This window comes from Micromonospora sp. NPDC047738 (genome assembly GCF_040642675.1).
Lineage (GTDB): Bacteria > Actinomycetota > Actinomycetes > Mycobacteriales > Micromonosporaceae > Micromonospora.
Map to the genome: position 1 here is coordinate 83390 of NZ_JBEYSO010000021.1, position 23152 is coordinate 106541.

General features: G+C 73.9%; 25 protein-coding genes. 17 read left to right on the top strand and 8 right to left on the bottom strand.

The window, feature by feature from the left end; genetic code table 11:
* The first annotated feature begins 2 nt into the window (after positions 1-2).
* Genes ribD through ribH form a run of 5 tightly spaced genes read left to right on the top strand, consistent with a single transcriptional unit; the run spans position 3 to position 4142 of the window.
* The gene (gene ribD, locus ABZ783_RS26865; protein ID WP_357442683.1) at positions 3-1064 is read left to right on the top strand and encodes a bifunctional diaminohydroxyphosphoribosylaminopyrimidine deaminase/5-amino-6-(5-phosphoribosylamino)uracil reductase RibD; all 1062 of its coding nucleotides are present in this window, start codon (positions 3-5) and stop codon (positions 1062-1064) included.
* On the top strand, positions 1065-1682 hold the full coding sequence (locus ABZ783_RS26870; RefSeq protein ID WP_357442685.1) for a riboflavin synthase: 618 nt from the start codon (positions 1065-1067) through the stop codon (positions 1680-1682).
* On the top strand, positions 1682-2377 hold the full coding sequence (gene pnuC, locus ABZ783_RS26875; protein ID WP_357442687.1) for a nicotinamide riboside transporter PnuC: 696 nt from the start codon (positions 1682-1684) through the stop codon (positions 2375-2377). The genes ABZ783_RS26870 and pnuC overlap by 1 nt, the downstream gene beginning before the upstream one ends.
* Complete coding sequence (locus ABZ783_RS26880; RefSeq protein ID WP_357442689.1) at positions 2374-3639, top strand: bifunctional 3,4-dihydroxy-2-butanone-4-phosphate synthase/GTP cyclohydrolase II; 1266 nt, start codon at positions 2374-2376, stop codon at positions 3637-3639. The genes pnuC and ABZ783_RS26880 overlap by 4 nt, the downstream gene beginning before the upstream one ends.
* Before the next feature lie 2 nt (positions 3640-3641).
* Positions 3642-4142, top strand: coding sequence for a 6,7-dimethyl-8-ribityllumazine synthase (ribH, locus tag ABZ783_RS26885; RefSeq protein WP_357442691.1), 501 nt, complete (start codon positions 3642-3644; stop codon positions 4140-4142).
* A 101-nt stretch (positions 4143-4243) separates the two neighbouring features.
* On the opposite strand, the gene ABZ783_RS26890 is transcribed toward ribH, so the two are convergent.
* From ABZ783_RS26890 to ABZ783_RS26910, 5 genes are all read right to left on the bottom strand, one after another.
* Positions 4244-5569: an MFS transporter gene (locus ABZ783_RS26890; RefSeq protein WP_357442693.1), complete on the bottom strand. Its 1326-nt coding sequence runs from the start codon at positions 5567-5569 to the stop codon at positions 4244-4246.
* A complete protein-coding gene (locus tag ABZ783_RS26895; protein ID WP_357442695.1) occupies positions 5566-6225 on the bottom strand; it encodes a helix-turn-helix domain-containing protein in 660 nt (219 codons plus the stop codon). The genes ABZ783_RS26890 and ABZ783_RS26895 overlap by 4 nt, the downstream gene beginning before the upstream one ends.
* A gap of 99 nt (positions 6226-6324) precedes the next feature.
* Positions 6325-7068: an amino acid ABC transporter ATP-binding protein gene (locus ABZ783_RS26900; protein ID WP_357442697.1), complete on the bottom strand. Its 744-nt coding sequence runs from the start codon at positions 7066-7068 to the stop codon at positions 6325-6327.
* 1 nt (position 7069) lies between these two features.
* Positions 7070-7915, bottom strand: a complete 846-nt coding sequence (locus ABZ783_RS26905; RefSeq protein WP_073835288.1) for an ABC transporter permease subunit — start codon at positions 7913-7915, stop codon at positions 7070-7072.
* Entirely contained in the window at positions 7912-8790 is an 879-nt protein-coding gene (locus tag ABZ783_RS26910; protein WP_357442699.1) for an ABC transporter substrate-binding protein, read from the bottom strand. The genes ABZ783_RS26905 and ABZ783_RS26910 overlap by 4 nt, the downstream gene beginning before the upstream one ends.
* A 139-nt stretch (positions 8791-8929) precedes the next feature.
* Between ABZ783_RS26910 and ABZ783_RS26915 the strand changes: the two genes are divergently transcribed.
* From ABZ783_RS26915 to pheT, 10 genes are all read left to right on the top strand, one after another.
* Positions 8930-9211 carry a phosphoribosyl-ATP diphosphatase gene (locus tag ABZ783_RS26915; protein WP_357442788.1) on the top strand — a complete coding sequence of 94 codons (282 nt, stop codon included), beginning with the start codon at positions 8930-8932 and terminating at the stop codon, positions 9209-9211.
* A gap of 47 nt (positions 9212-9258) precedes the next feature.
* Positions 9259-10104: an ATP phosphoribosyltransferase gene (gene hisG / locus ABZ783_RS26920; RefSeq protein WP_357442701.1), complete on the top strand. Its 846-nt coding sequence runs from the start codon at positions 9259-9261 to the stop codon at positions 10102-10104.
* Complete coding sequence (locus ABZ783_RS26925) at positions 10092-11063, top strand: DMT family transporter (RefSeq protein ID WP_357442703.1); 972 nt, start codon at positions 10092-10094, stop codon at positions 11061-11063. The genes hisG and ABZ783_RS26925 overlap by 13 nt, the downstream gene beginning before the upstream one ends.
* Before the next feature lie 64 nt (positions 11064-11127).
* Entirely contained in the window at positions 11128-11592 is a 465-nt protein-coding gene (locus ABZ783_RS26930; RefSeq protein ID WP_357442705.1) for a PH domain-containing protein, read from the top strand.
* Between the two features lie 449 nt (positions 11593-12041).
* Positions 12042-12677 carry a translation initiation factor IF-3 gene (gene infC / locus ABZ783_RS26935; RefSeq protein WP_073835293.1) on the top strand — a complete coding sequence of 212 codons (636 nt, stop codon included), beginning with the start codon at positions 12042-12044 and terminating at the stop codon, positions 12675-12677.
* A gap of 19 nt (positions 12678-12696) precedes the next feature.
* Complete coding sequence (gene rpmI, locus ABZ783_RS26940; protein ID WP_073835294.1) at positions 12697-12891, top strand: 50S ribosomal protein L35; 195 nt, start codon at positions 12697-12699, stop codon at positions 12889-12891.
* A 32-nt stretch (positions 12892-12923) separates the two neighbouring features.
* A complete protein-coding gene (gene rplT / locus ABZ783_RS26945; RefSeq protein WP_030335718.1) occupies positions 12924-13316 on the top strand; it encodes a 50S ribosomal protein L20 in 393 nt (130 codons plus the stop codon).
* 32 nt (positions 13317-13348) lie between these two features.
* The gene (locus tag ABZ783_RS26950) at positions 13349-14233 is read left to right on the top strand and encodes an RNA methyltransferase (protein ID WP_357442708.1); all 885 of its coding nucleotides are present in this window, start codon (positions 13349-13351) and stop codon (positions 14231-14233) included.
* Between the two features lie 170 nt (positions 14234-14403).
* Positions 14404-15483, top strand: coding sequence for a phenylalanine--tRNA ligase subunit alpha (gene pheS, locus ABZ783_RS26955; protein WP_357442710.1), 1080 nt, complete (start codon positions 14404-14406; stop codon positions 15481-15483).
* 37 nt (positions 15484-15520) lie between these two features.
* Positions 15521-18103 (top strand): phenylalanine--tRNA ligase subunit beta, encoded by a 2583-nt coding sequence (pheT, locus tag ABZ783_RS26960; RefSeq protein WP_357442712.1) that lies wholly within the window; start codon positions 15521-15523, stop codon positions 18101-18103.
* A gap of 139 nt (positions 18104-18242) precedes the next feature.
* Here the strand turns inward: pheT and ABZ783_RS26965 are convergent, their stop codons facing one another.
* Genes ABZ783_RS26965 through ABZ783_RS26975 form a run of 3 tightly spaced genes read right to left on the bottom strand, consistent with a single transcriptional unit; the run spans position 18243 to position 20258 of the window.
* Positions 18243-18476, bottom strand: coding sequence for a hypothetical protein (locus ABZ783_RS26965; RefSeq protein ID WP_187413612.1), 234 nt, complete (start codon positions 18474-18476; stop codon positions 18243-18245).
* A 22-nt stretch (positions 18477-18498) separates the two neighbouring features.
* On the bottom strand, positions 18499-19341 hold the full coding sequence (locus ABZ783_RS26970) for an ABC transporter permease subunit (RefSeq protein WP_357442715.1): 843 nt from the start codon (positions 19339-19341) through the stop codon (positions 18499-18501).
* Positions 19338-20258, bottom strand: a complete 921-nt coding sequence (locus tag ABZ783_RS26975) for an ABC transporter ATP-binding protein (protein ID WP_357442717.1) — start codon at positions 20256-20258, stop codon at positions 19338-19340. The genes ABZ783_RS26970 and ABZ783_RS26975 overlap by 4 nt, the downstream gene beginning before the upstream one ends.
* A gap of 524 nt (positions 20259-20782) precedes the next feature.
* Here ABZ783_RS26975 and ABZ783_RS26980 point away from each other — a divergent pair.
* Positions 20783-22882, top strand: a complete 2100-nt coding sequence (locus ABZ783_RS26980) for a TOMM precursor leader peptide-binding protein (protein WP_357442719.1) — start codon at positions 20783-20785, stop codon at positions 22880-22882.
* 54 nt (positions 22883-22936) lie between these two features.
* The gene (locus ABZ783_RS26985; protein ID WP_046564715.1) at positions 22937-23119 is read left to right on the top strand and encodes a hypothetical protein; all 183 of its coding nucleotides are present in this window, start codon (positions 22937-22939) and stop codon (positions 23117-23119) included.
* The last annotated feature ends 33 nt before the right edge of the window (positions 23120-23152 follow it).

The window sequence follows — 23152 nt, forward strand, 5'->3', positions numbered from 1 at the left end:
CGATGGCGAGCGTCTCCGTCGACGAGGCGATGCGTCGTGCGATCGTGCTGGCCGCCCGCGGTCTCGGCACCACCAGCCCCAACCCGGTGGTCGGCTGCGTGCTCCTCGACTCGGCCGGTGAGATCGTCGGCGAGGGATTCCACGCGTACGCGGGCGGCCCGCACGCCGAGATCGTCGCCCTCGCCCAGGCCGGCACGCGGGCCCGCGGCGGCACCGCCGTGGTCACCCTGGAACCCTGCGACCACACCGGCCGCACCGGCCCCTGCAGCCACGCGCTCATCGCCGCCGGGGTCGCCCGGGTGGTGGTCGCCGTCCCGGACCCCAACCCGGTCGCCTCCGGCGGCGCGGCCACCCTGCGCGCCGCCGGGATCCAGGTCGAGACGGGGGTACGCGCCGAGGAGGCCGAGGACGGCAACGTCGCCTGGCTCACCTCGATGCGCCGCGGCTGGCCGTACCTGATCTGGAAGTACGCGGCCACGTTGGACGGGCGCTCGGCGGCGGCCGACGGCACCAGCATGTGGATCACCTCGGAGGCGGCCCGGATCGACGTGCACGCGCTGCGCGGCACCGTCGACGCGGTGATCGCCGGAGTGGGCACCGTGCTCGCCGACGACCCCCGGCTCACCGCCCGCAACCTGCGCGACGGCACCCTCGCCATCCGGCAGCCGCTGCGCGTGGTGGTGGACAGCTCCGGGCGTACCCCGGCCGACGCCCGGGTCCGCGACGGCGCCGCCCGGACCTGGATCGCCACCGCCGCGGAGGTCGGGGCCGGCCCGGACGGCCGGGTCGACCTGCCGGCGCTGCTCGCCGAGCTGCACCACCGCGGCGTGCGGGCCGCCCTGCTGGAGGGCGGTCCACGGCTGGCCGGCGCGTTCCTCGCCGCCGGCCTGGTCGACAAGGTCGTCGGGTACGTCGCGCCGAAGCTGCTCGGCGCCGGCCCGACCGCGCTGCTCGACGCGGGCGTGACGACCATCGCCGACGCCATCGATCTGGAGATCACCGACGTTACGCAGGTCGGCCCCGACCTGCGGATTACCGCGCTGCCCCGGAAGAGGGAGGGCTGAATGTTCACCGGCATCGTCGAGGAGCTGGGTGAGGTGGTCCGGACCACCGAGACCGGAGGCGACTCCGCGCTGGTCGCCATCCGTGGCCCGCTGGTCACCTCGGACGCCCGGCACGGCGACTCCATCGCCGTCAACGGGGTCTGTCTGACCGTGGTCGACGTCGACGGCGGCGTCTTCACCGCCGACGTGATGGGGGAGACCCTGCGACGCACCGCGCTCGGCGCGTTGCGCCCGGGCGACCCGGTCAACCTGGAGCGGGCCGCCGCGCTCGGCAGCCGGCTCGGCGGGCACCTGGTGCAGGGGCACGTCGACGGGGTGGGCGAGATCGTCTCCCGGGAGCCGGCCGCCCAGTGGGAGACGGTCCGTTTCCGGCTCCCCGCCGCGCTCTCCCGGTACGTGGTGGAGAAGGGCTCGATCACCGTCGACGGCGTCTCGCTGACCGTCGCCGACGTCGGTGACGACTGGTTTGCGGTCGGGCTGATCCCCACCACCCTCAAACTCACCACGCTCGGCGCCAAGCGGCCCGGCGACCCGGTGAACCTCGAGGTGGACGTGCTGGCCAAGTACGTCGAGCGGCTGCTCGCCGGTGGCGCGCCCGGCCCGGGCGGTGACCGCTGATGGGCCCGCTCGGCTGGCTGCTCGACGCGCAGCTCCAGGTCGCCGGTTCGCCGGTGCTGGTCCGGGAGATCGTCGGCAACGTCTTCGGCCTCGCCTCGGCGCTGCTCGGGCTGCGCCGGCTGGTATGGGCCTGGCCGATCGGCATGATCGGCAACGCCCTGCTGTTCACCGTCTTCCTCGGCGGGGTCTTCGCCACGCCGCAGGCGCACGACCTCTACGGCCAGGCCGGCCGGCAGGTCTTCTTCTTCGCGGTGAGCCTGTACGGCTGGTGGCGCTGGTCGCGCAGCCGGCGGGCCGGCGGCGGGGAGCAGCCGGCGGTCGTCCCGCGTTGGGCCACCGGCCGGGAGCGGCTCGGTCTGCTCGCCGCCGCGCTGGTCGGCACGGCCGCCGCGTACCCGGTGCTGGCCGCGCTCGGCTCGTGGGGGCCGCTGCCGGACGCCTGGATCCTGGTCGGCAGCCTGCTCGCCACGTACGGCATGGCCCGCGGCTGGGTGGAGTTCTGGCTGGTCTGGATCGCCGTCGACGCGGTCGGCGTACCGCTGCTGCTGCGCGGCGGCTTCTACCCGTCGGCCGCCATGTACCTGGTCTACGGCGGGTTCTGCGTGGCCGGCCTGGCCGCCTGGTGGCGTGCCTCCCGGGCCGCCCCGCCCGCCCGCACCCCGATCCCGCCGACGTACTCGGAGGCCGTGGCATGACCAGCTTTGGGAGTATCGAGCAGGCGGTGGCGGACATCGCCGCCGGCCGGCCGGTCGTCGTGGTCGACGACGAGGACCGGGAGAACGAGGGCGACCTGATCTTCGCGGCCGAGCTGGCCACGCCGGAGCTGGTCGCGTTCATGGTCCGCTACACGTCCGGCTACATCTGCGTTCCGCTGACCGAGAGCGAGTGCGACCGGCTGGACCTGCCGCCCATGCACCACACCAACCAGGACCGGCGGGGCACCGCGTACACGGTGACCGTGGACGCCCGGGAGGGGGTCAGCACGGGGATCTCCGCGGCCGACCGGTCGCACACCATCCGGCTGCTCGCCGACGCGGCGACCGACCCGACCGACCTGGCCCGTCCCGGGCACGTGGTGCCGCTGCGGGCCCGAGAGGGCGGGGTGCTGCGCCGGGCCGGGCACACCGAGGCGGCGGTCGATCTGACCCGGCTGGCCGGGCTGCGTCCGGCCGGGGTGCTGTGCGAGCTGGTCAACGACGACGGCACCATGATGCGCCTGCCCGACCTGGAGAAGTTCTGCGCCGAGCACGGGCTGACCCTGGTCACCATCGCCGACCTGATCGCCCACCGGCGGCGTACCGAGAAGCAGGTGGAGCAGATCGCCGTGGCGCGGATGCCCACCCCGTACGGGGTGTTCCGGGCGTACGGCTACCGCAGCGAGCACGACCCGGCCGAGCATGTCGCGCTGGTCATGGGCGACCTCGGCGACGGGCGGGACGTGCTGGTCCGGGTGCACTCCGAGTGCCTCACCGGGGACGTCTTCGGCTCGCTGCGCTGCGACTGCGGCCCGCAGTTGCAGGCCGCCCTGGCCCGGGTGGCCCAGGAGGGCCGCGGGGTGGTGCTCTACGTGCGCGGGCACGAGGGGCGCGGCATCGGCCTGCTGCACAAGCTGCGCGCGTACCAGCTCCAGGACCAGGGCCGGGACACCGTGGACGCGAACCTCGAGCTGGGGTTGCCCGCCGACGCCCGGGACTACGGGACCGGCGCGCAGATCCTCTACGACCTCGGCGTCCGCTCGATGCGGCTGTTGACCAACAACCCGGCCAAGCGGGCCGGCCTGGAGGGGTACGGCCTCACGGTGAGCGGCCGCGAGGGGCTGCCCGTGCGGTCCAACCCGGAGAACGTGCGTTACCTGCGGACCAAGCGGGACCGGATGGGCCACCTCCTGGAGGGGCTGGACGAGGTGACGGAGGCGCCGATGGGCCGCCCGGTCGCCGGTGACGAGATCGGAGCGTAGGCATGGCGGGTTTCGGGGAACCGGGCGTCACCTCGGTGGACGCGGCCGGGCTCACCGTCGGCATCGTGGCCGCGCGCTGGCACGGCGACCTCACCGACCACATGGTCGACCGGGCGGTCGCCGCCGCCGAGGCGTGCGGCGCGCGGGCCGTGGTGGCCCGGGTGGCCGGATCGGTGGAGCTGCCCGTGGTGGCCCAGGCGATGGCCCGCCGGTACGACGTGGTGGTCGCCCTCGGCGTGGTGGTCCGGGGCGCCACGGCGCACTTCGACTACGTCTGCAAGTCGGTGACGGAGGGGCTGACCCGGGTCGCGCTCGACGAGGGCAAGCCGGTGGCGCACGGGGTGCTCACCGTGGAGACCGTCGAGCAGGCCCGGGACCGGGCTGGGCTGCCCGGCTCGGCGGAGGACAAGGGCTGGGCGGCCACGGTCGCGGCGCTGGACGCCGCCCTGGCCATCCGCGGCCTCGACGCCACCAACGGCCACCGGGTCGGCTTCGGCGGCTGACGCCGCCGCCCCGCAGGCCGCCGAGGTAGCCGGCGCGGAATCGCCGAGATGGCGGTGTCCAGGACGTCCGGACACCGCCACCTCGCCGACCTGCAGCGGGCCTAGCCCGCGGTCGCCGACGGCGAGCCGACGGTGACCGGCGTGGGCGTCGCCCCTTGCGGCGTGGCGGCGGGCGGGGTGAGGCGGCGGCCGGTGAGCAGGTAGCCGGTCGCGGCCACCAGCAGCGCGCCGATCACCCCGTACAGCAGCCGGTAGTCGACCAGGCCGACCAGGAGCGCGCCCGCCCCGATCGCCACCGCCTGCGGGCCGCTGGCCAGCGCGTCCAGCGCGGCCGAGACCCGGCCGACCAGGTCCCCGGGGGTACGCCGCTGGATCAGCGTCATGATGCCCACCATCGCGGCCGGCAGCCCGAGCCCGATCAGCACGCTGGCGGTGACGGCGAGCCCCAGGGCCGGCCGGACCAGGGCCAGGCTGCCGGCGGCCAGAGCGGCCATGCCGAGCGCCATGGTGCCCAGTTCCCCGAGCCGGCGCACCAGCGCCGCCGAGGCGAGGCCGCCGACCAGCCCGCCGATCCCCTGGAGCGAGACCAGCACCCCCAGGAAGGCCGGCTCCCGGCCGAGCCCCTGGTCGACGTACGCGAACCACAGCGTCTCCCCGAACCCGAGCCCGATGGTGGCGACCACCGCCGCCAGCAGTGCCCGGCGCAGCGCGGGCTCGGCCATCAGGTGCCGGGCCCCGGCGACCAGGGCACCGCGCCCGCCGGCGGCAAGGACGTCGGCTCCGCCCGAGGGCACCGCCCCGGTCGGCGCGGCGCCGGGGTCGCCGCCGGCCGCCGACCCGAACCCGTCACCCGCAACCGGAGCCGGAGCGCGGCCCAGCCCCAGCCCGACCGCGCCGGCCACCAGGAAGCCGAGCGCGCAGGTGGCGGCCAGCGCAGGTCCGCCGAGCAGCACGTAGAGGCCGGCACCGAGCAGCGGACCGGCCAGCCGCAGCCCCTGCTTGACGGTCTGGGACGCGCCGTTGGCGTCAGGCAGCAGATCGGCCGGGACCAGCTCCTGCACGAGCGCGGTGATCGTCGCGCCGAGCGCGATGTAGGAAAGCCCGTAGCCGGCGGCGACCGCGTACACGATCCAAAGCCGGCCGTCGTCGCGGACCGCCAGCAGCGGCAGCAGCAGCACGGCAGTGGCCACGTTGAGCGCCACGAAGAGCGTTCGGCGGGGCACCCGGTCGACCACCCAGCCGACGAGCGGGGCCAGCACCATCGGCGCGGTCAGCGCGACGAAGGTGGCGCCGGCCAGCCCGTCGGAGCCGGTCAGCTCCTTCACCCACACGGCCAGGGCCAGGAGGAGGACCGACTCGGCGATCATGCTGACGGTCAACGCGAGGAAGAACAGCCGGAAGTCCGGCCGGCGCAGCAGGTGTCTCATCGTTCCCCGTTCCGCTCCGCGTCGGTGTCGCCGACGACCGGTCCGTGTTCCATGTCCTTCCCGGCGTCGGTGCCACCGACGACCGGCCCGTCGACCTCGGGTACGCCCCAGGCCATCAGCCGCACCGGCCGGGAACCCGGCGGTCGGGCCGCCGGGTCGGAGAGCCGGTCCAGATGGCGCCCGAACAGCGACCGGAGCTCCTCCTTCAGATCGCCGAGCTCGTCGGCGGTGTACCAGCCGATGAACTGGTTGAAGAAGCCGGCGTCCCGCCAGGCGGGGGACTGCTGCCGGCGGATGGCCATCCAGTCCCGGAGCTTGCGGTATTCCAGGTCGAGCAGGACCTGGGCGGCCGCGTCACCGGCCCGCGCCAGCTCCGGGCTCTCCTCGCCCTCGCCCCACCGGTGCCCGTCGGTGACCAGCCGCCACGGTCGCTGCCGGCCGGTGCCGCCGCCGGCCTCGGCGACGAAGCCGTACCGGGCGAGCTGACGCAGGTGCCAGGAGCAGTTCGCCGGGCTCTCGCCGACCCGTTCGGCCACCTCGGTCGCGGTCAGTGGGCCGTACAGGCCGACGGCGTCGAGGATGCGCAGTCGCAACGGGTGCGTCAGGGCGCGGAGGGTGTCGACGTCGGTGATCTCGCGGGGCTGCTGCTCGGGCATGCGTCGAAGCATACCTTTCGAAAGGCAACCTTCGAAAGTTCTGTTTCCATGATGTTCGTGATTGACTTCCGACAGGCCGGCCCCGGCCGGCCCCGGCCGTCAGAGCCGGCCGGCCTCGATGATTCGGCTGAGGAACTGCCGGGTACGCGGCTGCGTCGGCTCGCCGAGCACCTGCCCCGGTGGCCCGGCCTCCACCACCCGGCCCCCGTCGAGGAAGCAGACCTGGTCGGCGACCTCCCGGGCGAACCCCATCTCGTGGGTGGCCAGCACCATAGTCATCCCATCGGCCTTGAGGTCGCGGATCATCGTCAGCACCTCGCCTACCAGTTCCGGGTCCAGCGCGGACGTGACCTCGTCCAGCAGCATCAGCCTGGGCGAGTTGGCCAGGGCCCGGACGATCGCCACCCGCTGCTGCTGCCCGCCGGAGAGCCGGTCCGGGTAGGCGTCCGCCTTCGCGCCCAACCCCACCCGGTCGAGCAGCTCCCGGGCCTGGGCGTCGGCCTCGGCCCGCGCCCGCCGGTGCACCCGCCGGGGCGCCAGGGTGATGTTCTCCAGCACGGTGAGGTGCGGGAAGAGGTTGTACGACTGGAAGACCATCCCGATCCGGCGGCGGACCAGGTCCGGGTCGACACGGGGGTCGGAGATCTCCTCCCCGTCCAGCTCGATGCACCCGTCGTCCAGCTCCTCCAGCAGGTTGACGCAGCGCAGCAGGGTCGACTTGCCCGACCCCGACGCCCCGATCAGCGCCACCACCTGATGCTCGTCGACGGTCAGGTCGAGCCCGTCGAGCACTACGTGGCCGCCGAACTCCTTGCGCAGCCCACGGCAGGTCAGCACCGGCATCTCAGCCTCCGGACTGGCGTCGGGCCGAGCGCAGCGTCACCCAGTCGGTGACCGCGATCAGCGGGATGGCGAGCAGCACGAACAACACCCCGGCCAGGATGTAGGGGGTGTAGTTGAAGGTCTCCGCGGTGGCGATCTGGGCCGCGCGGACCGCGTCGATCGGCCCGGCCAGGGAGACCAGGCCCACATCCTTCTGCAACGCCACCACGTCGTTGAGCAGTGGCGGGGCGACCCGGCGGACGGCCTGTGGCAGCACCACGTGCCGCATGGTCTGTCGGTAGGTCAGCCCGAGCGACCGGGCGGCGGCGAGCTGGCTGGGGTGGATCGACTCGATGCCGGCCCGGAACACCTCCGCCAGGTAGCCGCCGTAGGTGAGCACCAGCGCGAGGCCGCCGAGCACCAGCACCGGCGGCATGCCCTGCAGGCGCAGCCCGGGCACGCCGAGAGTAAGCACGTACAACACGATGATCAGCGGCAGGCCGCGGAAGGTGTAGGTGTAGCCGGCCGCGAGCGCCCGCACCGGGAAGAAGACCGGGCCGCGCAGCGTCCGCAGGAGCGCGATCAGCAGCCCGAGCAGCAGCGCGCCGGCGGCGCAGCAGACCAGCAGCCGGACGTTGAGCCACAACCCGGCGAGCACCGCCGGCAGGGCGTCCCGGGCGATCGAGGGGTCCAGGAACGACTCGCGGACCCGGTCCCACCCGGGCGCGCCGGTGACCGCGAGGACCAGCAGTGTGCCGAGCGCCGCCGTCGAGGAGGCGGCGACCAGCACGCTGCGCACGGTCTGCCGCCGCCGGTACGCGGTCCGCCTCAGCTGGGCGGCGGAGGGGGTGTGTTCAAGCAGGCTCACGTCAGCTCGGTCGCTCCGGCCACCTGGGCGAGCCACTTCTGCTCCAGCTGCTTCAGCGTGCCCGCCTCCTCGAGCTTGCCGACGGCCGCGTCGAGGCACGGGGTGAGCCGGGAGTTCTTGTCCAGGAGCAGCCCGAACGCCTCGGGTGCGCCGACCTGCGGTAGCTGGCCGACGATGGTGGCGTCGGTGAGTTCCGCCCCGGTGATGTAGAAGGCGGTCGGGAGGTCCACCACGAGGCCGTCGAGCTGGCCGTTCTGCAGCGCCTTCTTGGCGTCGTCGTTGCTGTTGTAGACCTGCGGCTTCGGGGTCGGCTTGATCACGTCGGTGATCGCCTGGTAGCTGGTGGTGCCGACCTGGGCGCCGAGGGTGGCGTCCTTGAGGTCGGCCAGGGTCTTCGCTCCGGCGATCTTCGAGGACTTGAGCGCGATCACGGTCTGCCGCACCCGATAGTAGGGCGCGGAGAAGTCGACCGCCCGCTTGCGCTCCTCGGTGATGGAGAACTGGTTGACGTCGAAGTCGAAGCTCTTCGGGCCGGGAGCGATGGCGGTGTCGAACTTGACCCGTGTCCAGGTGACGTCCTCGCGGGCGTACCCGAGCTGCTCCGCCACCGCGTACGCGACGGCGGCCTCGAAGCCCTCGCCGTTCTCCGGCTTGTTCTCGCGGAACCACGGCTCGTACGCCGGCTCGTCAGTGGCGATGGTGAGTTTGCCCGGGGTCCGCGTCGGCAGGCTGTCCTTCGCGCAGGACGCCGCGGCCGCGCCGGTGGGGCTGGCGGTGGTGGTGGTCTTCCCGTCGTCCTGCGGGGCGCAGCCGGCCACCGCGACGGCGGTGGCGGCGGCGAGGGTGAGCGCGACGATCCGTGAGCTGCTGGCCATGGCGGACAGCGTAGAGCCAGGCGCGTTCGGGGCCGAAGCGTGTCCCACCGTGGTGGTAGGGAATTCCGTCACACCGCTCCGCGCGCCGTCCCGGCCGGTGGGCCCGGCCCGACCCGCCGCACGCGGCCCGGCCGGTGAACTGGAAGAATCGCCTTCCGTGAAGACGTTCGAGGAGTTGTTCGCCGAGCTGCAGGCCAAGGCCGCCGCCGGCACCCCGGGCTCGGGCACGGTCGCCGCGCTCGAGCAGGGGGTGCACTTCATCGGCAAGAAGGTGGTCGAGGAGGCGGCCGAGTCGTGGATGGCCGCCGAGCACGAGGGGCCGGAGCGGGCCGCCGAGGAGATCTCCCAGCTGCTCTACCAGGCCCAGGTGCTGATGCTCGCCACCGGTCTCGAGCTCAAGGACGTCTACCGACATCTGTGAGTGCCCCCATCCGCTGATCATCTGATCGATCGAAGGAGCACTCCGTCATGCTGCGTGTCGCCGTACCGAACAAGGGCGCCCTGGCCGAGTCGGCCGCCCAGATGCTGCGCGAGGCGGGCTACCGCCAGCGCACCGACCCGAAGGACCTGGTCTGCCGGGACGAGTCCAACGACCTCGAGTTCTTCTACCTCCGCCCCAAGGACATCGCCACCTACGTCGGCTCCGGTGATCTGGACGTCGGCATCACCGGGCGGGACCTGCTGGTCGACTCCGGCGCGCCGGCCGAGGAGGTCGTCGACCTGAACTTCGGCCGGGCCACCTTCCGCTTCGCCGCCCGCCCCGACGACGTGGACTCCGTCCAGCAGCTCGGTGGGCACCGGATCGCCACCGCGTACCCCGGGCTGGTCGAGCGGCACCTGGCCGAGCTGGGCGTCAAGGCCGAGGTGATCCGCCTGGACGGCGCGGTGGAGAACGCCATCCGCCTCGGCGTCGCCGACGTGGTCGCCGACGTGGTGGAGACCGGCGCCACCCTGCGCCAGGCGGGCCTCGTGGTCTTCGGCGAGCCGCTGCTGCGCTCCTCGGCGGTGCTGGTCCGCCGGGCCGGCGCCCCCGGCTGCGCCCAGGCCGACCAGCTGCTGCGCCGGCTGCACGGCGTGCTGGTCGCCCGGCGCTACGTGATGCTCGCCTACGACGTGCCGGCCGGCCTGCTCGACCGGGCCAGCACGCTGACCCCCGGCATCGAGTCGCCGACCGTCTCCCCGCTGCACCGCGAGGGCTGGGTGGCCGTGCAGGCGATGGTCCAGCGCGACGACGTGCACCGGATCATGGACGAGCTGTACGAGTTGGGCGCGCGGGCCATCCTGGTCACCAACATCCACGCGTGCCGGCTGTGAGGGCCCTGCCCGCGCCGGCCGCCCTGGGCGTGGTCGTCCTCGGCGGGATGGCCTCGGCGGCGCAGGGCGTGGTCAACTCCGAGCTGGGGGAGCGGGCCGGCAACCCGGTGCTCGGCGCGGTGGTCAACAACCTCGGCGGCTGCCTGCTGATCCTGGTCGGGCTGTTCGCCGTTCCGTCGATGCGGGCCGGGCTGGCCGTGCTGCGGCGCGGCGGCCTGCCCTGGTGGGCCTACCTGGGCGGGCTCGGCGGCGCGGCGATCGTGGTGATCGGCACGTACGTGGTGCCGGTGCTCGGGGTGGCCGTGTTCACGATCGCCCAGGTCGCCGGCGGCAGCCTGGGCGGGCTGGCCGTGGACCGGGCCGGGGTGTCCCCGGCGGGGCGGCTGCCGCTCACCGCGCCCCGGGTCGCCGGGGCGCTGCTCGGCGTCGGTGCGGTGGCCCTGGCCCAGCTCGGTCGCCCGGTCGGCGACCTGGCGGTCGGGCTGGTCCTGCTCGCGGTCGCCGGCGGTCTGGCGGTCGCCCTGCAGTCCGCGCTCAACGGTCGGGTCTCCGCCGCCAGCAGCACCGCCGCCGGGCTGGCGGTCAACTTCGCCGTGAGCACCCCGGTGATCCTGGCGGTCGCGGCCGCGGTCGGGGCGTTCGCCAGCCGACCCGCCTGGCCGGGGCAGTGGTGGCTCTACATCGGCGGCCTGCTCGGGGTCGGCATCGTGCTCGCGCTGCTGGTCGGCGTCCGGGCGGCCGGGGTGCTGCGGACCGGCCTGGCGCTGGTCGCCGGGCAGCTCGGCGGTGCCCTGCTGCTGGACGTGGCGCTGCCCGGCGGGGCGGGCGCGCGGCTGCCGGTGCTGGCCGGCGCGGGGCTCACCGCCGCGGCGGTGCTGCTGGCCGGCGTACGCCGGCGGACACCGACCCGTGTGGCAGCGGACCCCGCGTCCGAGCCGGATGGCAGACTGGTCGGGTGAGCGAGCGGACCATCAGGCTCAGCAGCGTGGCGCCCCGCGCCGCCGCGGAGCGAAGCGAGGCGGCATGAGCGATTCAGTGGTGACCGTGCGGCCGCGTCGGATCCGGCTGGTCTGCTGGGCCTCGGCGGCCACCCTGGTGGTGGTGTTCAGCCTGGTGGCCACCTCCCTGACCGGCGCCACCGGCGAGGGTTACGGCACCTTCCAGCGGGGCGACCAGTTCGCCATGATCGGGCTGGGCGTCCTCGGCGCTCTGGGCGTCCTGCTGTTCACCCGCCCCCGGGTGGTGGCCGACGCCAAGGGCATCCGGGTGCGCAACGTGATCGGCTCGTACGAGCTGCCCTGGGAGGTCGTCCGCGGGGTCCGCTTCGACCGAGGCGCCCCCTGGGCCAGTCTGGAGCTGCACGACGACGACCTGCTGCCGATGGTGGCCCTGCAGGCCGCCGACAAGGAGCGCGCGGTCGAGGGGGTGCGGGCCCTGCGCCGCCTGCACCAGGCCCACCTGGCCACCCTCGCCAACGCCTCCCGCTGACCCCGCCACCGCACCCGCCCCGCCCGGTCGAAGACGGCGGAGTCGCGGAAAGAGTAGCCATCCGCCCCGGAGTGGGCGCCCTTTCAGGAATGAGTGGCCTGGTCACCCGGCGAGGCGCGGGTGGGGCTGGTTTGGGGACGGGTGGGCCGGGGGTGTAGTGTTGCTGAGTCGACCAGACTGCCCCCGTCCCTGACGCGTGGGTGGTCCCGAAGCGGAGCGCCTGCTCCCACCCGAGTCGCCATGCGGCGGCCGGGTCCGGTCACCGGTTCCGGGCACGTTCCGGCACCGGATGCGCGATCATGTGATCGTGCCGACCGGTCGAGCGGGCCCTGGCATGCGCCAGGGCCTTCTGCTTTCCGGGTCGGCTCCCGTCCGGGAGCCCGCGGAGTCGGCACACATGCAGAAAGAAAGACTCGACTCGAGGAGGCCCCATCAGCGTCGAACCACGCGTGAACGAGCAGATCCGGGCACGTGAGGTCCGACTGGTCGGTCCTGAGGGTGAGCAGGTGGGCATCGTCCCGCTGGAGCGCGCCCTTCAACTGGCCGCGGACGTCGACCTGGACCTGGTCGAGGTTGCGCCGATGGCGCGCCCGCCGGTGTGCAAGCTCATGGACTTCGGCAAGTTCAAGTACGAGAGCGCACTGAAGGCGCGCGAAGCGCGGCGTAACCAGCAGCAGACCGTCATCAAGGAGATGAAGCTCCGGCCGAAGATCGACCCGCACGACTACGAGACCAAGAAGGGTCACGTGGTGCGGTTCCTCAAGGCCGGCGACAAGGTCAAGGTGACGATCATGTTCCGCGGTCGCGAACAGAGCCGCCCGGAGCTGGGTTACCGGCTCCTGCGCCGGCTCGAGTCCGAGATCTCGGAGCTGGGGTACGTCGAGGCCGCGCCGAAGCAGGACGGCCGCAACATGATCATGGTGCTCGCGCCGCACCGCGCCACCAAGGCCGCCGCGGTCGCCGCGACGGCCTCCCGAGGCGGGGCGCCCCGGGAGCGGGCCGCGGAGGAATCCGTCGCTCCGGAGGCCGGCGAGACCGCAGCAGCCGGTGAGACCGGCACGACCGCTGACACCAGCGGCCAGTAACAGGGGAGAGACGTTCCACATGCCGAAGATGAAGAGCCACACGGGTATGGGCAAGCGGGTCAAGGTGACCGGCAAGGGCAAGATCGTTGCCCAGCAGGCCGGCCTCCGCCACAACCTGGAGAAGAAGGCCTCCACCCAGACCCGCCGGCTGACCGGCACCGTCGAGCTGGCCAAGGCCGACGTCAAGCGAATCAAGAAGCTGCTCGGCCGCTGACGCGCGCCACCTGAACCGAAGAAGGAGTTGAGATGGCACGCGTCAAGCGGGCTGTGAACGCCCAGAAGAAGCGTCGTACCCTGCTGGAGACCGCGAGCGGCTACCGCGGTCAGCGCTCCCGCCTCTACCGCAAGGCCAAGGAGCAGGTGCTGCACTCGATGCAGTACGCCTACCGGGACCGCCGCGACCGTAAGGGCGACTTCCGGCAGCTCTGGATCCAGCGGATCAACGCCGGCGCCCGGGCGAACGGCATGACCTACAACCGGCTGATCCAGGGCCTGCGCCTGGCCGGCATCGAGGTCGACCGCAAGATCCTGGCCGACCTGGCCGTCAACGACGCCGCGGCGTTCGCCGCGATCGTCGAGCTGGCCCGCGCCGCCGTGGCGGCCGAGGGCACCGGTGGCGCCGCGGCCCAGGCCGCCTGACCCACCCGCACCAGCAGATCGAGGCGTCTCCCATGCAGTCACCGTCGCGCGGGAGGCGCCTCGACGCTGTTCCCGGCCCGTTCACCCCGCGTACCCCCCGGGTCGTCGCCGCCCGCCGGCTCCAGCGCCGCCGGGACCGCGAGGCCACCGGCCGGTTCCTGGCCGAGGGTCCGCAGGCCGTCCGGGAGGCTCTGGGCCGCGCCGGCACCGTCGTCGAGCTGTTCGGCACGCCGGCCGCCCTCGACCGGTACGCCGACCTCGCCGCCGAGGCCGCCCGGGCCGACGTGCCCGTGTCCGAGGTCACCGAGGAGGCCCTCGCGGCGCTCGCGGAGACCGTCGCCCCGCAGGGGCTGGTCGCCGTCTGCCGGCACCTCGACGTACCGCTCGAGAAGGCCCTGGCACGCGGGCCGCGCCTGGTCGCGGTGCTCGCCGAGATCCGCGACCCGGGCAACGCCGGCACCGTGCTGCGCACCGCCGACGCCGCCGGTGCGGGCGCGGTGGTCTTCGCCGGGGACGCGGTCGACCCGTACAACGGCAAGTGCGTGCGGGCCTCCGCCGGCAGCCTCTTCCACGTCGACGTGGTGCGCGCCCCCGACCCGGTCGCGGTGGTCGACGCGCTGCGCGCCGCGGGCCGCACCGTGCTGGCCACCACCGGGTACGGCGACACCGACCTCGACGACCTGGCCGACGCCGGCCGGCTGGCCACGCCCACCGCCTGGCTCTTCGGATCCGAGGCCCATGGCCTGCCCCGGGAGCTGACCGAGGCGGCCGACGCCCGGGTCCGGGTGCCGCTGCACGGGCGTGCCGAGAGCCTGAACCTGGCTGCGGCCGCGGCAATCTGCCTGTACGCTTCAGCGAGAGCACTGCGCCGACCGTCGGGTCCGCGCGGTCACACAGCAGGGGAGTCGTCCGGATGATGAACGCGCCACGGCGTTCGTTTAGCCAGCCCGCCGGTGTCGGCGGGCGGCGGGCGTGACCCTTCCTCCTGCATACCTCCCACCGGCGGGCTGCGGCGAAGCCGCGCGTCCGTAGACTCGCCTAGCCGCCCGTGAGGGCCGGCGCCGCCGTGAGGGAGTGCCCGTACGCCATGAGCTACCGCAACGATCCGTACGACCCGAAGCAGGTCGCCCTGCTCGACCCGGACGCCCTGGCCGAGGCCGTGGCCGAGGCCGAGAAGGCGTTCGCCACCGCCACCGACCCGGACGCGCTGCACGCGCTGCGCCCCGCGCACCTCGGCGACCGGGCTCCGGTCTCGCTTGCCCGCCGGGAGATCGGCGCGCTGCCGCCGGCCGCCAAGTCCGACGCCGGCAAGCGGGTCAACGAGGCCCGCCGCGCCATCGAGACCGCGTACGCGGCCCGGCAGGAGACGCTGGAGCGCGAGCAGGCCGAGCGGGTGCTGGTCGAGGAGCGGGTCGACGTGACCCTGCCCTACGACCGCCGGCCGCGCGGCGCCCGCCACCCGCTGACCGTGCTGATGGAGCAGATCAGCGACCTGTTCATCGGGATGGGCTACGAGATCGCCGAGGGCCCCGAGGTTGAGCTGGAGTGGACCAACTTCGACGCGCTCAACATCCCCGCCGACCACCCGGCCCGCGGCCTGATGGACACCTTCCACATCGCCCCGCAGGACGGGTCAGCCGGCGCGGCGTCCGGCCTGGTGCTGCGTACCCACACCTCGCCGGTGCAGGCGCGCACCATGCTCACCCGCAAGCCGCCGATCTACGTGGTCGTGCCCGGCCGGGTCTACCGCACCGACGAGTTGGACGCCACCCACGCGCCGGTCTTCCACCAGGTCGAGGGCCTGGTGGTGGACAAGGGCATCACCATGGCGCACCTGCGCGGCACGCTGGACCACTTCGCCCGGGCGATGTTCGGCGAGGGCGCGAAGACCCGCTGGCGGCCGCACTACTTCCCGTTCACCGAGCCGTCGGCCGAGTTCGACGTCTGGTTCCCGGAGCACCGGGACGGGCCGCAGTGGGTCGAGTGGGGCGGCTGCGGCATGGTCAACCCGCGGGTGCTGCGCGCCTGCGGCATCGACCCGGAGGTCTACTCCGGATTCGCCTTCGGCATGGGCATCGACCGGACCGTGATGGTCCGGCACGGGGTCAGCGACATGCGGGACATGGCCGAGGGCGACGTGCGGTTCACCCGCGCGTTCGGGGCCTGATCGGCGCCACGAGCTACGGAGACGGTGGTTAACAGTCATGCGAGTTTCTGTCAGTTGGCTGCGGGAGTACGTCGATCTCCCCGCCGACCTGCCCGCCGGCGACCTGGAGCAGGCGCTGGTCGACCTGGGCATCGAGGTCGAGTCCGTCGTGGACCTGCGGGAGACCGTCACCGGCCCGCTGGTGGTCGGTGAGGTCCTGGAGATCGAGGAGCTGACCGGCTTCAAGAAGCCGATCCGGTTCTGCAAGGTGGACGTCGGCGCCGCCAACGGCACCGGCGAGCCGCAGGAGATCGTCTGCGGGGCGCGTAACTTCGCCCCCGGCGACCGGGTGGTGGTGATCCTCCCCGGCGGCGTGCTGCCCGGCAACTTCGCCATCGGCGCGCGCAAGACGTACGGGCGCAACTCCAACGGCATGATCTGCTCCGCGAAGGAGTTGGGCCTGGGCGATGACCACTCGGGCATCATCGTGCTGCCCGAGGACACCCCGGCCAAGCCCGGCGACGACGCCCGCCCGGTGGTCGGCCTCGACGACGTCGTGGTCGAGATGGAGATCACCCCCGACCGCGGATACGCGCTGAGCGTGCGGGGAATCGCCCGGGAGCTGTCGCACGCCCTCGGGGTGCCGTTCCGCGACCCGGCCGACGTCCCGGCGCCCGGCGCCACCGCCGAGCCGGCGTACCCGGTCGAGGTGCGGGACACCGTCGGCTGTGACCGGTTCGCCGCCCGGATGGTCCGCGGCGTCGACCCGACCGCGCAGACACCCGGCTGGATGCAGCAGCGGCTCACCGTCGCCGGCATCCGCAGCATCTCGCTGCCGGTCGACATCACCAACTACCTGATGCTCGAACTCGGCCAGCCGATGCACGCCTTCGACGCCGACCGGATCCGCGGCCCGCTGGTGGTCCGCCGGGCCGAGCCGGGGGAGAAGCTGACCACCCTGGACGGGGTCGACCGCACCCTGTCCGCCGAGGACATGGTGATCTGCGACGCTGGGCTGCCCAACGCCCACGCGGCCGAGGGCGCCGGCGTCCCGATCTCGCTCGCCGCCGTGATGGGTGGCGAGACCAGCGAGGTGGTCGCCGCCACCACCGACGTGCTGTTCGAGGCGGCGCACTGGGACCCGGCGATGGTCGGCCGCACCGCCCGCCGGCACAAGCTGTTCAGCGAGGCGGCGAAGCGCTGGGAGCGGGGCGTTGACCCGGCCCTGCCGCTGGTCGCGCTGGAGAAGGCGGTCCGGCTGCTCACCGAGCACGCGGGCGGCACGGTCGGTGCGGAGATCCTGGACATCGACCACGTCCGGCCGCGTACCCCGGTCACCCTGCCGGCGGACCTGGCGTCGCGGCGGGTCGGTGTGACCTACCCTGCGGAGCGGGTGGTCGAGCTGCTGGAGCAGGTCGGCTGCACGGTCGCCCGGGGCGGCGACCGGCTCGGCGAGGACCCGGGCGAGGTCGGGGTGGCCGCCGCCGGGCGGGCCGAGGTGCTCACGGTTACCCCGCCGAGCTGGCGGCCCGACCTCACCGACCCGGCCGACCTGGTCGAGGAGGTGGTCCGCCTCGACGGGTACGACCGGGTGCCGTCGGTGCTGCCCACCGCGCCGCCCGGCCGGGGCCTCACCTGGCCCCAGCAGCGCCGCCGGGCGGTCGCCCGGTCGCTCGCCGAGCGCGGGTACGTGGAGGTGCTCGCCCATCCGTTCGTCGCCGGGGAACTCGCCGACCAGCTCGGCCTGCCCGCCGACGACCCGCGCCGCCGGGCGGTACGGGTGGCGAACCCGCTGTCCGAGGAGCAGCCGCTGCTGCGTACCACGCTGCTCGGCCCGCTGCTCGGCATCCTCAAGCGCAACGTGAGCCGGGGCCTGCGCGACCTGGCGATCTACGAGATCGGCACCGTATTCCACCCGCGCCCCGGCGCCGGCACCCCGCCGGCCATGGGCGTGGACCGGCGCCCCACCGACGAGGAGTTCGCCGCCGCCGACGCGGTGGTCCCGGACCAGCCGCAGCACGTCGCCGTGGCGCTCACCGGCGAGCTCGAGCCGGCCGGCTGGTGGGGCCCGGGCCGGGCGGCCGGCTGGGCGGACGCCGTGGCGGCCGGCCGGGCCGTCCTCGACGCCGCCGGCATCCCGGCCGACCGGGTCACCGTCCGGTCCGCCGAGTACGCCCCCTGGCACCCCGGCCGCTGCGCCGAGCTGCTGGTGGACGACACCGTCGTCGGGCACGCCGGTGAGCTGCACCCGGCCGTGGTGGCGGCGCTGGAGCTGCCCCGCCGCACCTGCGCCATGGAGCTGGACCTGGACGCGCTGCCTCCGGCGCCGATGGTGGCCGGCCCGGCCATCTCCACCTTCCCGCCCGCGCTGATCGACGTGGCGCTGGTGGTGGACGACTCGGTGCCGGCGGCCGAGGTCGAGCGGGCCCTCGTCGAGGGGGCCGGCGAGCTGCTGGAGGGCGTCCGGCTGTTCGACGTGTACGCCTCCGAGCAGCTCGGCGCGGGCCGCAAGTCGCTGGCGTACAAGCTGACGTTCCGGGCCCCGGACCGGACGCTCACCGTCGAGGAGGCGGTGGCCACCCGGGACGCGGCGGTGGCCGAGGCGGCGCGCCGCTTCGGCGCCACGCTCCGCGGCGCCTGACCGGGGCCGCTCGTCCGATCACCGGTGGTGGCCGACGCGTTCGCGTCGGCCACCACCTACGGCCTGGTCAAAGTCCCGGTCGAGCCGCCGGACGGCCAGGGGCTTCGACACCGGCCCTGGGCCCGGGGCGTGCGGTCGCTCAGCGCTCGGGATGGCGGCGGACGAAGTCCTGGTAGGTCTCGTTGGCGAGTTCGATCTCGCGAACCTGCGCGGCCAGCTCGGCCCGGCGGATGTCGGCCGCCGCCCGGGCGCGGGCCAGCCGCAACTCGTGCCGGCGGTCGCGGATGCGGGACCAGCTCCGGACGGCGGCCCAGGCGATCCAGCCGCCGGAGGCCGCCAGGCCGGTCACCGCGAAGGCGAGCAGGAAGTCCATCTCAGCATCCTCCTCCGCCCGGTCAACCGACGTCCCGGCGCGCCGCCAGCCAGCTGCCCAGGCCGAACATCACCAGCACGTAACCCAGCAACACCACGGTCGGCACCAGCGCGCCGGCGGACTCGATCACGCCGGGAGTGCCCCCGTCGAACTGCGACCGCGCGCCGAGCGCGCCGGCCAGCGCGCCGGAACTCGGTGCCAGCAGCACCTTCTGCACCGCCGTCAGCGGGCTCAGCACGAGGGCGAGTCCGCTGATCGCGTTCTCCAGGACCAGCGTCCAGATCAGACCGACCGCGATGGCGGTGGTGGCGCTGCGGAACGCGATCGCCAGGAACCAGCCCACGCTGGCGTGGGCGGTGCAGATCAACCAGGCGGCTGCCACCGCGCCGGCGAGATCGGCGCCGGTCGGCCAGTCGGCGGCCCGCCCCTCGGCGGCCGCCAGCGACCCGGTGGTCACCGCCAGCAGGCCGAAGGTGAGCACGGCGATCAGCAGGGTCAGGCCGCACAGGACGACGGCGTGCCCGGCCATCACCTGCGCGCGCCGGGGTCGCTGGGTGAAGAGGAGGTTCCACGTCCCCCAGCGGTATTCGTTGCCCACCACGAGCGCGCCGAGGATGACCACGATGGCGCCGCCGAAGAGCGGGAACAGCCCGATCCCGGTGGGCACGAGCTGCCCCGGCAGGACGGTGGCCAGCAGGGACTCGGCGGCGTCGGTCTCCTTCGGATCACCGGCCAGCGCCAGGTGCACGAGGTACGGCACACCGATGCCGAAGGCGAGCGCGAGGGCCGCCCAGGTCGCGGTGACCGTCCAGACCGCCGGCCGCTTCCGGTCGGCGAACCAGGCCGCCCGCACCGAGGCCATCATCGGGTGCCTCCCGTCGAGATCGTCTGCTCCTGGCGGGCGTGCCGCTCAGGCGCGGTCAGTTCCAGGAAGGCCTCCTCCAGCGAGTGGCGCAGCGGGCGCAGTTCCCGCACGTCGATGCCGGCCTCGACCAGCCGCCGGTTGAGGGCCGCGGCGAGCGCCGGGTCCGTGGTGACCCGAAGTTGCCCGTCGACCGGGTCCACCGCCCGGACCCGGTCGTGTGCGCGCAGGCACGCCACCGCCTCGTCGATCGGGTCGGCGTCGATCAGCAGCACCGCCTGGCCCAGCGTCCCGCGCAGCTCGTCGGGCGTGCCGTCGGCGATCAGCCGGCCGCGGTCGATGACCACGATGCGGTCGCAGATCTGCTCCACCTCGCCGAGGACGTGGCTGGACAGCAGCACGGTGCGCCCGCCCCGGCCGAGTGCCCGGAGCAGCTCGCGGATGTCGGTCACCCCGCCCGGGTCGAGGCCGTTGGTGGGCTCGTCGAGGATCAGCAGGCTCGGTTCCTTGAGCAGGGCGGCGGCCACGCCGAGGCGCTGCTTCATGCCGAGGGAGTAGGTCCGGAACTTCGAGCCCGCCCGCTCGGTCAGCCCGACCTCGGCCAGCACCCGGTCGGCGGCGGTGTCCGGGACGCCCGCGTACCGGGCGGCCAGCCGTAGGTTGTCCCGGCCGGACAGGTGGGGGTAGAAGGCCGGCGACTCGATGAGCGCACCCACCTTGGCCAGCTGCTGCGGCGTGCCGGGCGATCGGCCGAGGACCCGGATCGCGCCGCTGGTCGGCCGGACGAGCCCGACCAGCATGCGCATCGTGGTGGTCTTGCCGGCCCCGTTGGGGCCCAGGAAGCCGAGGACCTCGCCCTCGCGCACCCGCAGGTCAAGGCCGTCGACTGCGGTGACCCCGCCGGGATAACGCTTGGTCACCTCATGAAGTTCAATGGCAAAACGGTCATTCCTCAACGTGGCACCGCAATCGCACGATGCCGAGCAAAGCGCCGCTCGACCTGAATTTCCTTTGCGTTCATCCGCAGTCCCTCGAATTCCCTACCGCACCACAGGGTTAATTGGGTGACATCAATTAACTGTTCGTTTCGGGCGGACTGGGTCGGTGGCGACCGATTTGGCCCGCGGTCGCGCCGTCGTAACCCGCCGTCGCCAGCGGTCAGCATGCCGTCATGAAAGGCCCTCTGACCTGCGGCGGCGTAGGCGGCGCCCACAGACTAGCGGAGGTTGATCCGCTCCGGAAGGTCGCCCGGGGCGGCGGTGCGGCGTTTTTGTCTTAGCCGCAGCTCACTGCCCCTCAATTTACTTCCGCCACTGCCTGGCCCGAAACATTCTGTTGACTTAATACTTGATCTTGGGCAGCATGAAGGCACTTTCGAGACCGCCACAGGAGTTGTCATGGGGGGCGCATGAACCAGCCGTCGGACGGTGGAACAAGCCTGGAAATGCGTCCCAAGCTGCGGCACGACGTGGTCTTCCTGGACGCTCCGGCCGGCGCCTACCTGCGCGGGCCGGACAGCGCATTCCTGATCAAGGGCAAGTCGGCCTTCCGGTGGTTGACGTCGCTGAGTCCCTACCTGACCGGCGAACACACGCTCGGGCAGCTCACCGCCGCCCTCGACCAGGGGCAGCGGCAGACCGTGCTCACCCTGGTCCGCGCCCTGATCTCGCGAGGGTTCGCCAAGGACGCGGGGGACCGCAGCGAGCTGTCCGAGCCGGTCGCCCGCCGCTTCGCCGCCCAGATCGAGTTCATCGACCACTTCGCGGACGACCCCACCGGCCGGTTCCAGCGTTTCCACGCCGCCCGGGTGGCGTTGTGCGGCGAGGGAGAGACGTTGTTCGCCGCGGCGAGTGGCCTGCTCCGCAACGGGTGCGTGCGGCTGGACCTCCACCCGGACGACGACCCGGCCCGGTACGCCGAGGCGCTACGCCCCGAGCTGGCCGAGCTGCGCGCCGACGGCCTGCCGGCGGAGGTCAGGTTCCCCACCGGGGGCCCCGACCCGCGGGCGGTCGACGCGGTGCTCTGCTGCACCGGTCCCGCCGGCCTGGCCCGCCTGGCCGAGCTGGCCCGCGCCGCTCACCGGGACGGTCCGCTGCTCGTACCGGTGATCTGGGACGACCGGCGGGCGGTGGTCGGGCCGACTGTCGGGGCGGGACAGGCCCCCTGCTGGCACTGCGCTCAGCTCCGGCTCGCGGCCGGCGACGACCCGGCGGCCGCCGCGGAGTTCTGGCGACAGCTCGCCGTCGGCGACCCGGCCGCAGCGGCGGCGCTGCCCGAGGTGACCGCGCGGATGCTCGGCAACGCCGCCGCCTTCGAACTGTTCCGGGCCCTCACCGGCGCGGTCGCCCCGGACACCGCCGGCGGAGTGCTGCTGCTCGACGCGGCCACCCTGGAGTCCAGCCGGGAGCGGGTGCTGCCGCACCCCGGGTGCCCGGTCTGCCGGGACGTCGAGGTGACCGCGCCGGAGCCGCCGGCCGGCTCCGACGACGAGACCTACCAGCGGGCCGAGGCGCTGGTCTCGCCGAACGCCGGGGTCTTCACCCGGTTCGTCGACGACCCGCTGGAGCAGGCCCCGCTGAAGACGGCCCGCCTGCGGCTGCCCGGCCGGCGTGGCTCGCGCGAGGTGAGCGCCTTCGACGTGCACACCGTGATGGGCGCCCGGCTGGCCGCCTACCGGGCAGCGGTCCGCGACCACGCCGCCCGGTACGCGGACCCGGCCGCGGCGGTCACCGCCTCCGCGGCCGAGCTGCGCGAGCGGGGCGAGCACCCGGTGCCCTGGACGGACCTGGCGACGGCGACCGCCGTGCCGCCCGAAGACCGGCCGGTCCGCTGGCTGCCGGCCGTCGTGCTGGGCCGGGCGGAGTCCGTGTGGGTGCCCGCCGCGCTGGCGCTGCCCACCTCCGCGTTCAACGCCGAGGGCTGGGCCGAGCCGACGGTGGCCGGCGCGGCCGCCGCCGGGACCCTCGACGAGGTCATCGACCAGGGGCTGGCCGACGCGCTGGCCTACCGGGCGCTGACCGCCGCGCTGCGCGGCCGGGGCGGGCCGCGCGTGGTGAACGAGGAGGACCTGGTCGGCGACGACGACACCGCCTTCGTGGTCAAGGCCGCCCACCGGTTCGGCCGCCGGCTGTCGGTGTTGGCGCTGGCCGGGGCCGACCCGGCGTACGCCGTGCTCGCCGTCGCCGAGCCGCCGGGCGGCGGTGACCGGGACTGGGCGCTGGCCGGCGGGTTCGACCCGGTCGCCACCCGGCTGGCCGCCGTCCGGGACGCGGTCGGGCGTGTTCAGGTGCGGCACTTCGAGGACGCCGTCGCCGACCTCGGCGACCCGGTGCTGCGTGACTTCGACCCGGCCGCGCTCACGGCCGGCGCCACCCCCGCCGGCCCGGCCGGACCGGCGACCGACCGGGCGGCCGTGCTGGCCGCGCTGGACGAGCAGGGAATGAGCGCCCTGCTGGTCGAGACGACCACCCGGGACGTCCGGGCCACCGGGGCCTTCCGCAGTGGGGTCGTCCTGCTGCGCCGGTCCGCCCCGGCGGCCGACTGAACCACCACGTCAGTGGTTTCGGCGAGGCACGCACCATGGAAGGAGGTGGAAAAGATGCCGATCACCCTGAACGACGAGCTCCGCGAGCTGGAGACCGAGACCTTCGAGATCGAGGAGGTCGAGGACGGCGGCGAGGCGCTCGCTGCGACCAGCTCCAGCTGCTCCTGCTCCAGCTGCTGCAGCTGCAGCACCTCGAGCTGCTGCAGCACCAGCACCAGCACCAGCAGCTGCGGCTGACCGGGTGAACGGGGTTGCCCCCGACGCTGACGA

Bases quoted from the DNA above. Each gene is read 5' to 3' on its own strand.
- ribD (WP_357442683.1), top strand. From the start codon at position 3: ATGGCGAGCGTCTCCGTCGACGAGGCGATGCGTCGTGCGATCGTGCTG.
- ABZ783_RS26870 (WP_357442685.1), top strand. From the start codon at position 1,065: ATGTTCACCGGCATCGTCGAGGAGCTGGGTGAGGTGGTCCGGACCACC.
- pnuC (WP_357442687.1), top strand. From the start codon at position 1,682: ATGGGCCCGCTCGGCTGGCTGCTCGACGCGCAGCTCCAGGTCGCCGGT.
- ABZ783_RS26880 (WP_357442689.1), top strand. From the start codon at position 2,374: ATGACCAGCTTTGGGAGTATCGAGCAGGCGGTGGCGGACATCGCCGCC.
- ribH (WP_357442691.1), top strand. From the start codon at position 3,642: ATGGCGGGTTTCGGGGAACCGGGCGTCACCTCGGTGGACGCGGCCGGG.
- ABZ783_RS26890 (WP_357442693.1), bottom strand. From the start codon at position 5,569: ATGAGACACCTGCTGCGCCGGCCGGACTTCCGGCTGTTCTTCCTCGCG.
- ABZ783_RS26895 (WP_357442695.1), bottom strand. From the start codon at position 6,225: ATGCCCGAGCAGCAGCCCCGCGAGATCACCGACGTCGACACCCTCCGC.
- ABZ783_RS26900 (WP_357442697.1), bottom strand. From the start codon at position 7,068: ATGCCGGTGCTGACCTGCCGTGGGCTGCGCAAGGAGTTCGGCGGCCAC.
- ABZ783_RS26910 (WP_357442699.1), bottom strand. From the start codon at position 8,790: ATGGCCAGCAGCTCACGGATCGTCGCGCTCACCCTCGCCGCCGCCACC.
- hisG (WP_357442701.1), top strand. From the start codon at position 9,259: ATGCTGCGTGTCGCCGTACCGAACAAGGGCGCCCTGGCCGAGTCGGCC.
- ABZ783_RS26930 (WP_357442705.1), top strand. From the start codon at position 11,128: ATGAGCGATTCAGTGGTGACCGTGCGGCCGCGTCGGATCCGGCTGGTC.
- rpmI (WP_073835294.1), top strand. From the start codon at position 12,697: ATGCCGAAGATGAAGAGCCACACGGGTATGGGCAAGCGGGTCAAGGTG.
- rplT (WP_030335718.1), top strand. From the start codon at position 12,924: ATGGCACGCGTCAAGCGGGCTGTGAACGCCCAGAAGAAGCGTCGTACC.
- ABZ783_RS26950 (WP_357442708.1), top strand. From the start codon at position 13,349: ATGCAGTCACCGTCGCGCGGGAGGCGCCTCGACGCTGTTCCCGGCCCG.
- pheS (WP_357442710.1), top strand. From the start codon at position 14,404: ATGAGCTACCGCAACGATCCGTACGACCCGAAGCAGGTCGCCCTGCTC.
- pheT (WP_357442712.1), top strand. From the start codon at position 15,521: ATGCGAGTTTCTGTCAGTTGGCTGCGGGAGTACGTCGATCTCCCCGCC.
- ABZ783_RS26965 (WP_187413612.1), bottom strand. From the start codon at position 18,476: ATGGACTTCCTGCTCGCCTTCGCGGTGACCGGCCTGGCGGCCTCCGGC.
- ABZ783_RS26970 (WP_357442715.1), bottom strand. From the start codon at position 19,341: ATGATGGCCTCGGTGCGGGCGGCCTGGTTCGCCGACCGGAAGCGGCCG.
- ABZ783_RS26980 (WP_357442719.1), top strand. From the start codon at position 20,783: ATGCGTCCCAAGCTGCGGCACGACGTGGTCTTCCTGGACGCTCCGGCC.
- ABZ783_RS26985 (WP_046564715.1), top strand. From the start codon at position 22,937: ATGCCGATCACCCTGAACGACGAGCTCCGCGAGCTGGAGACCGAGACC.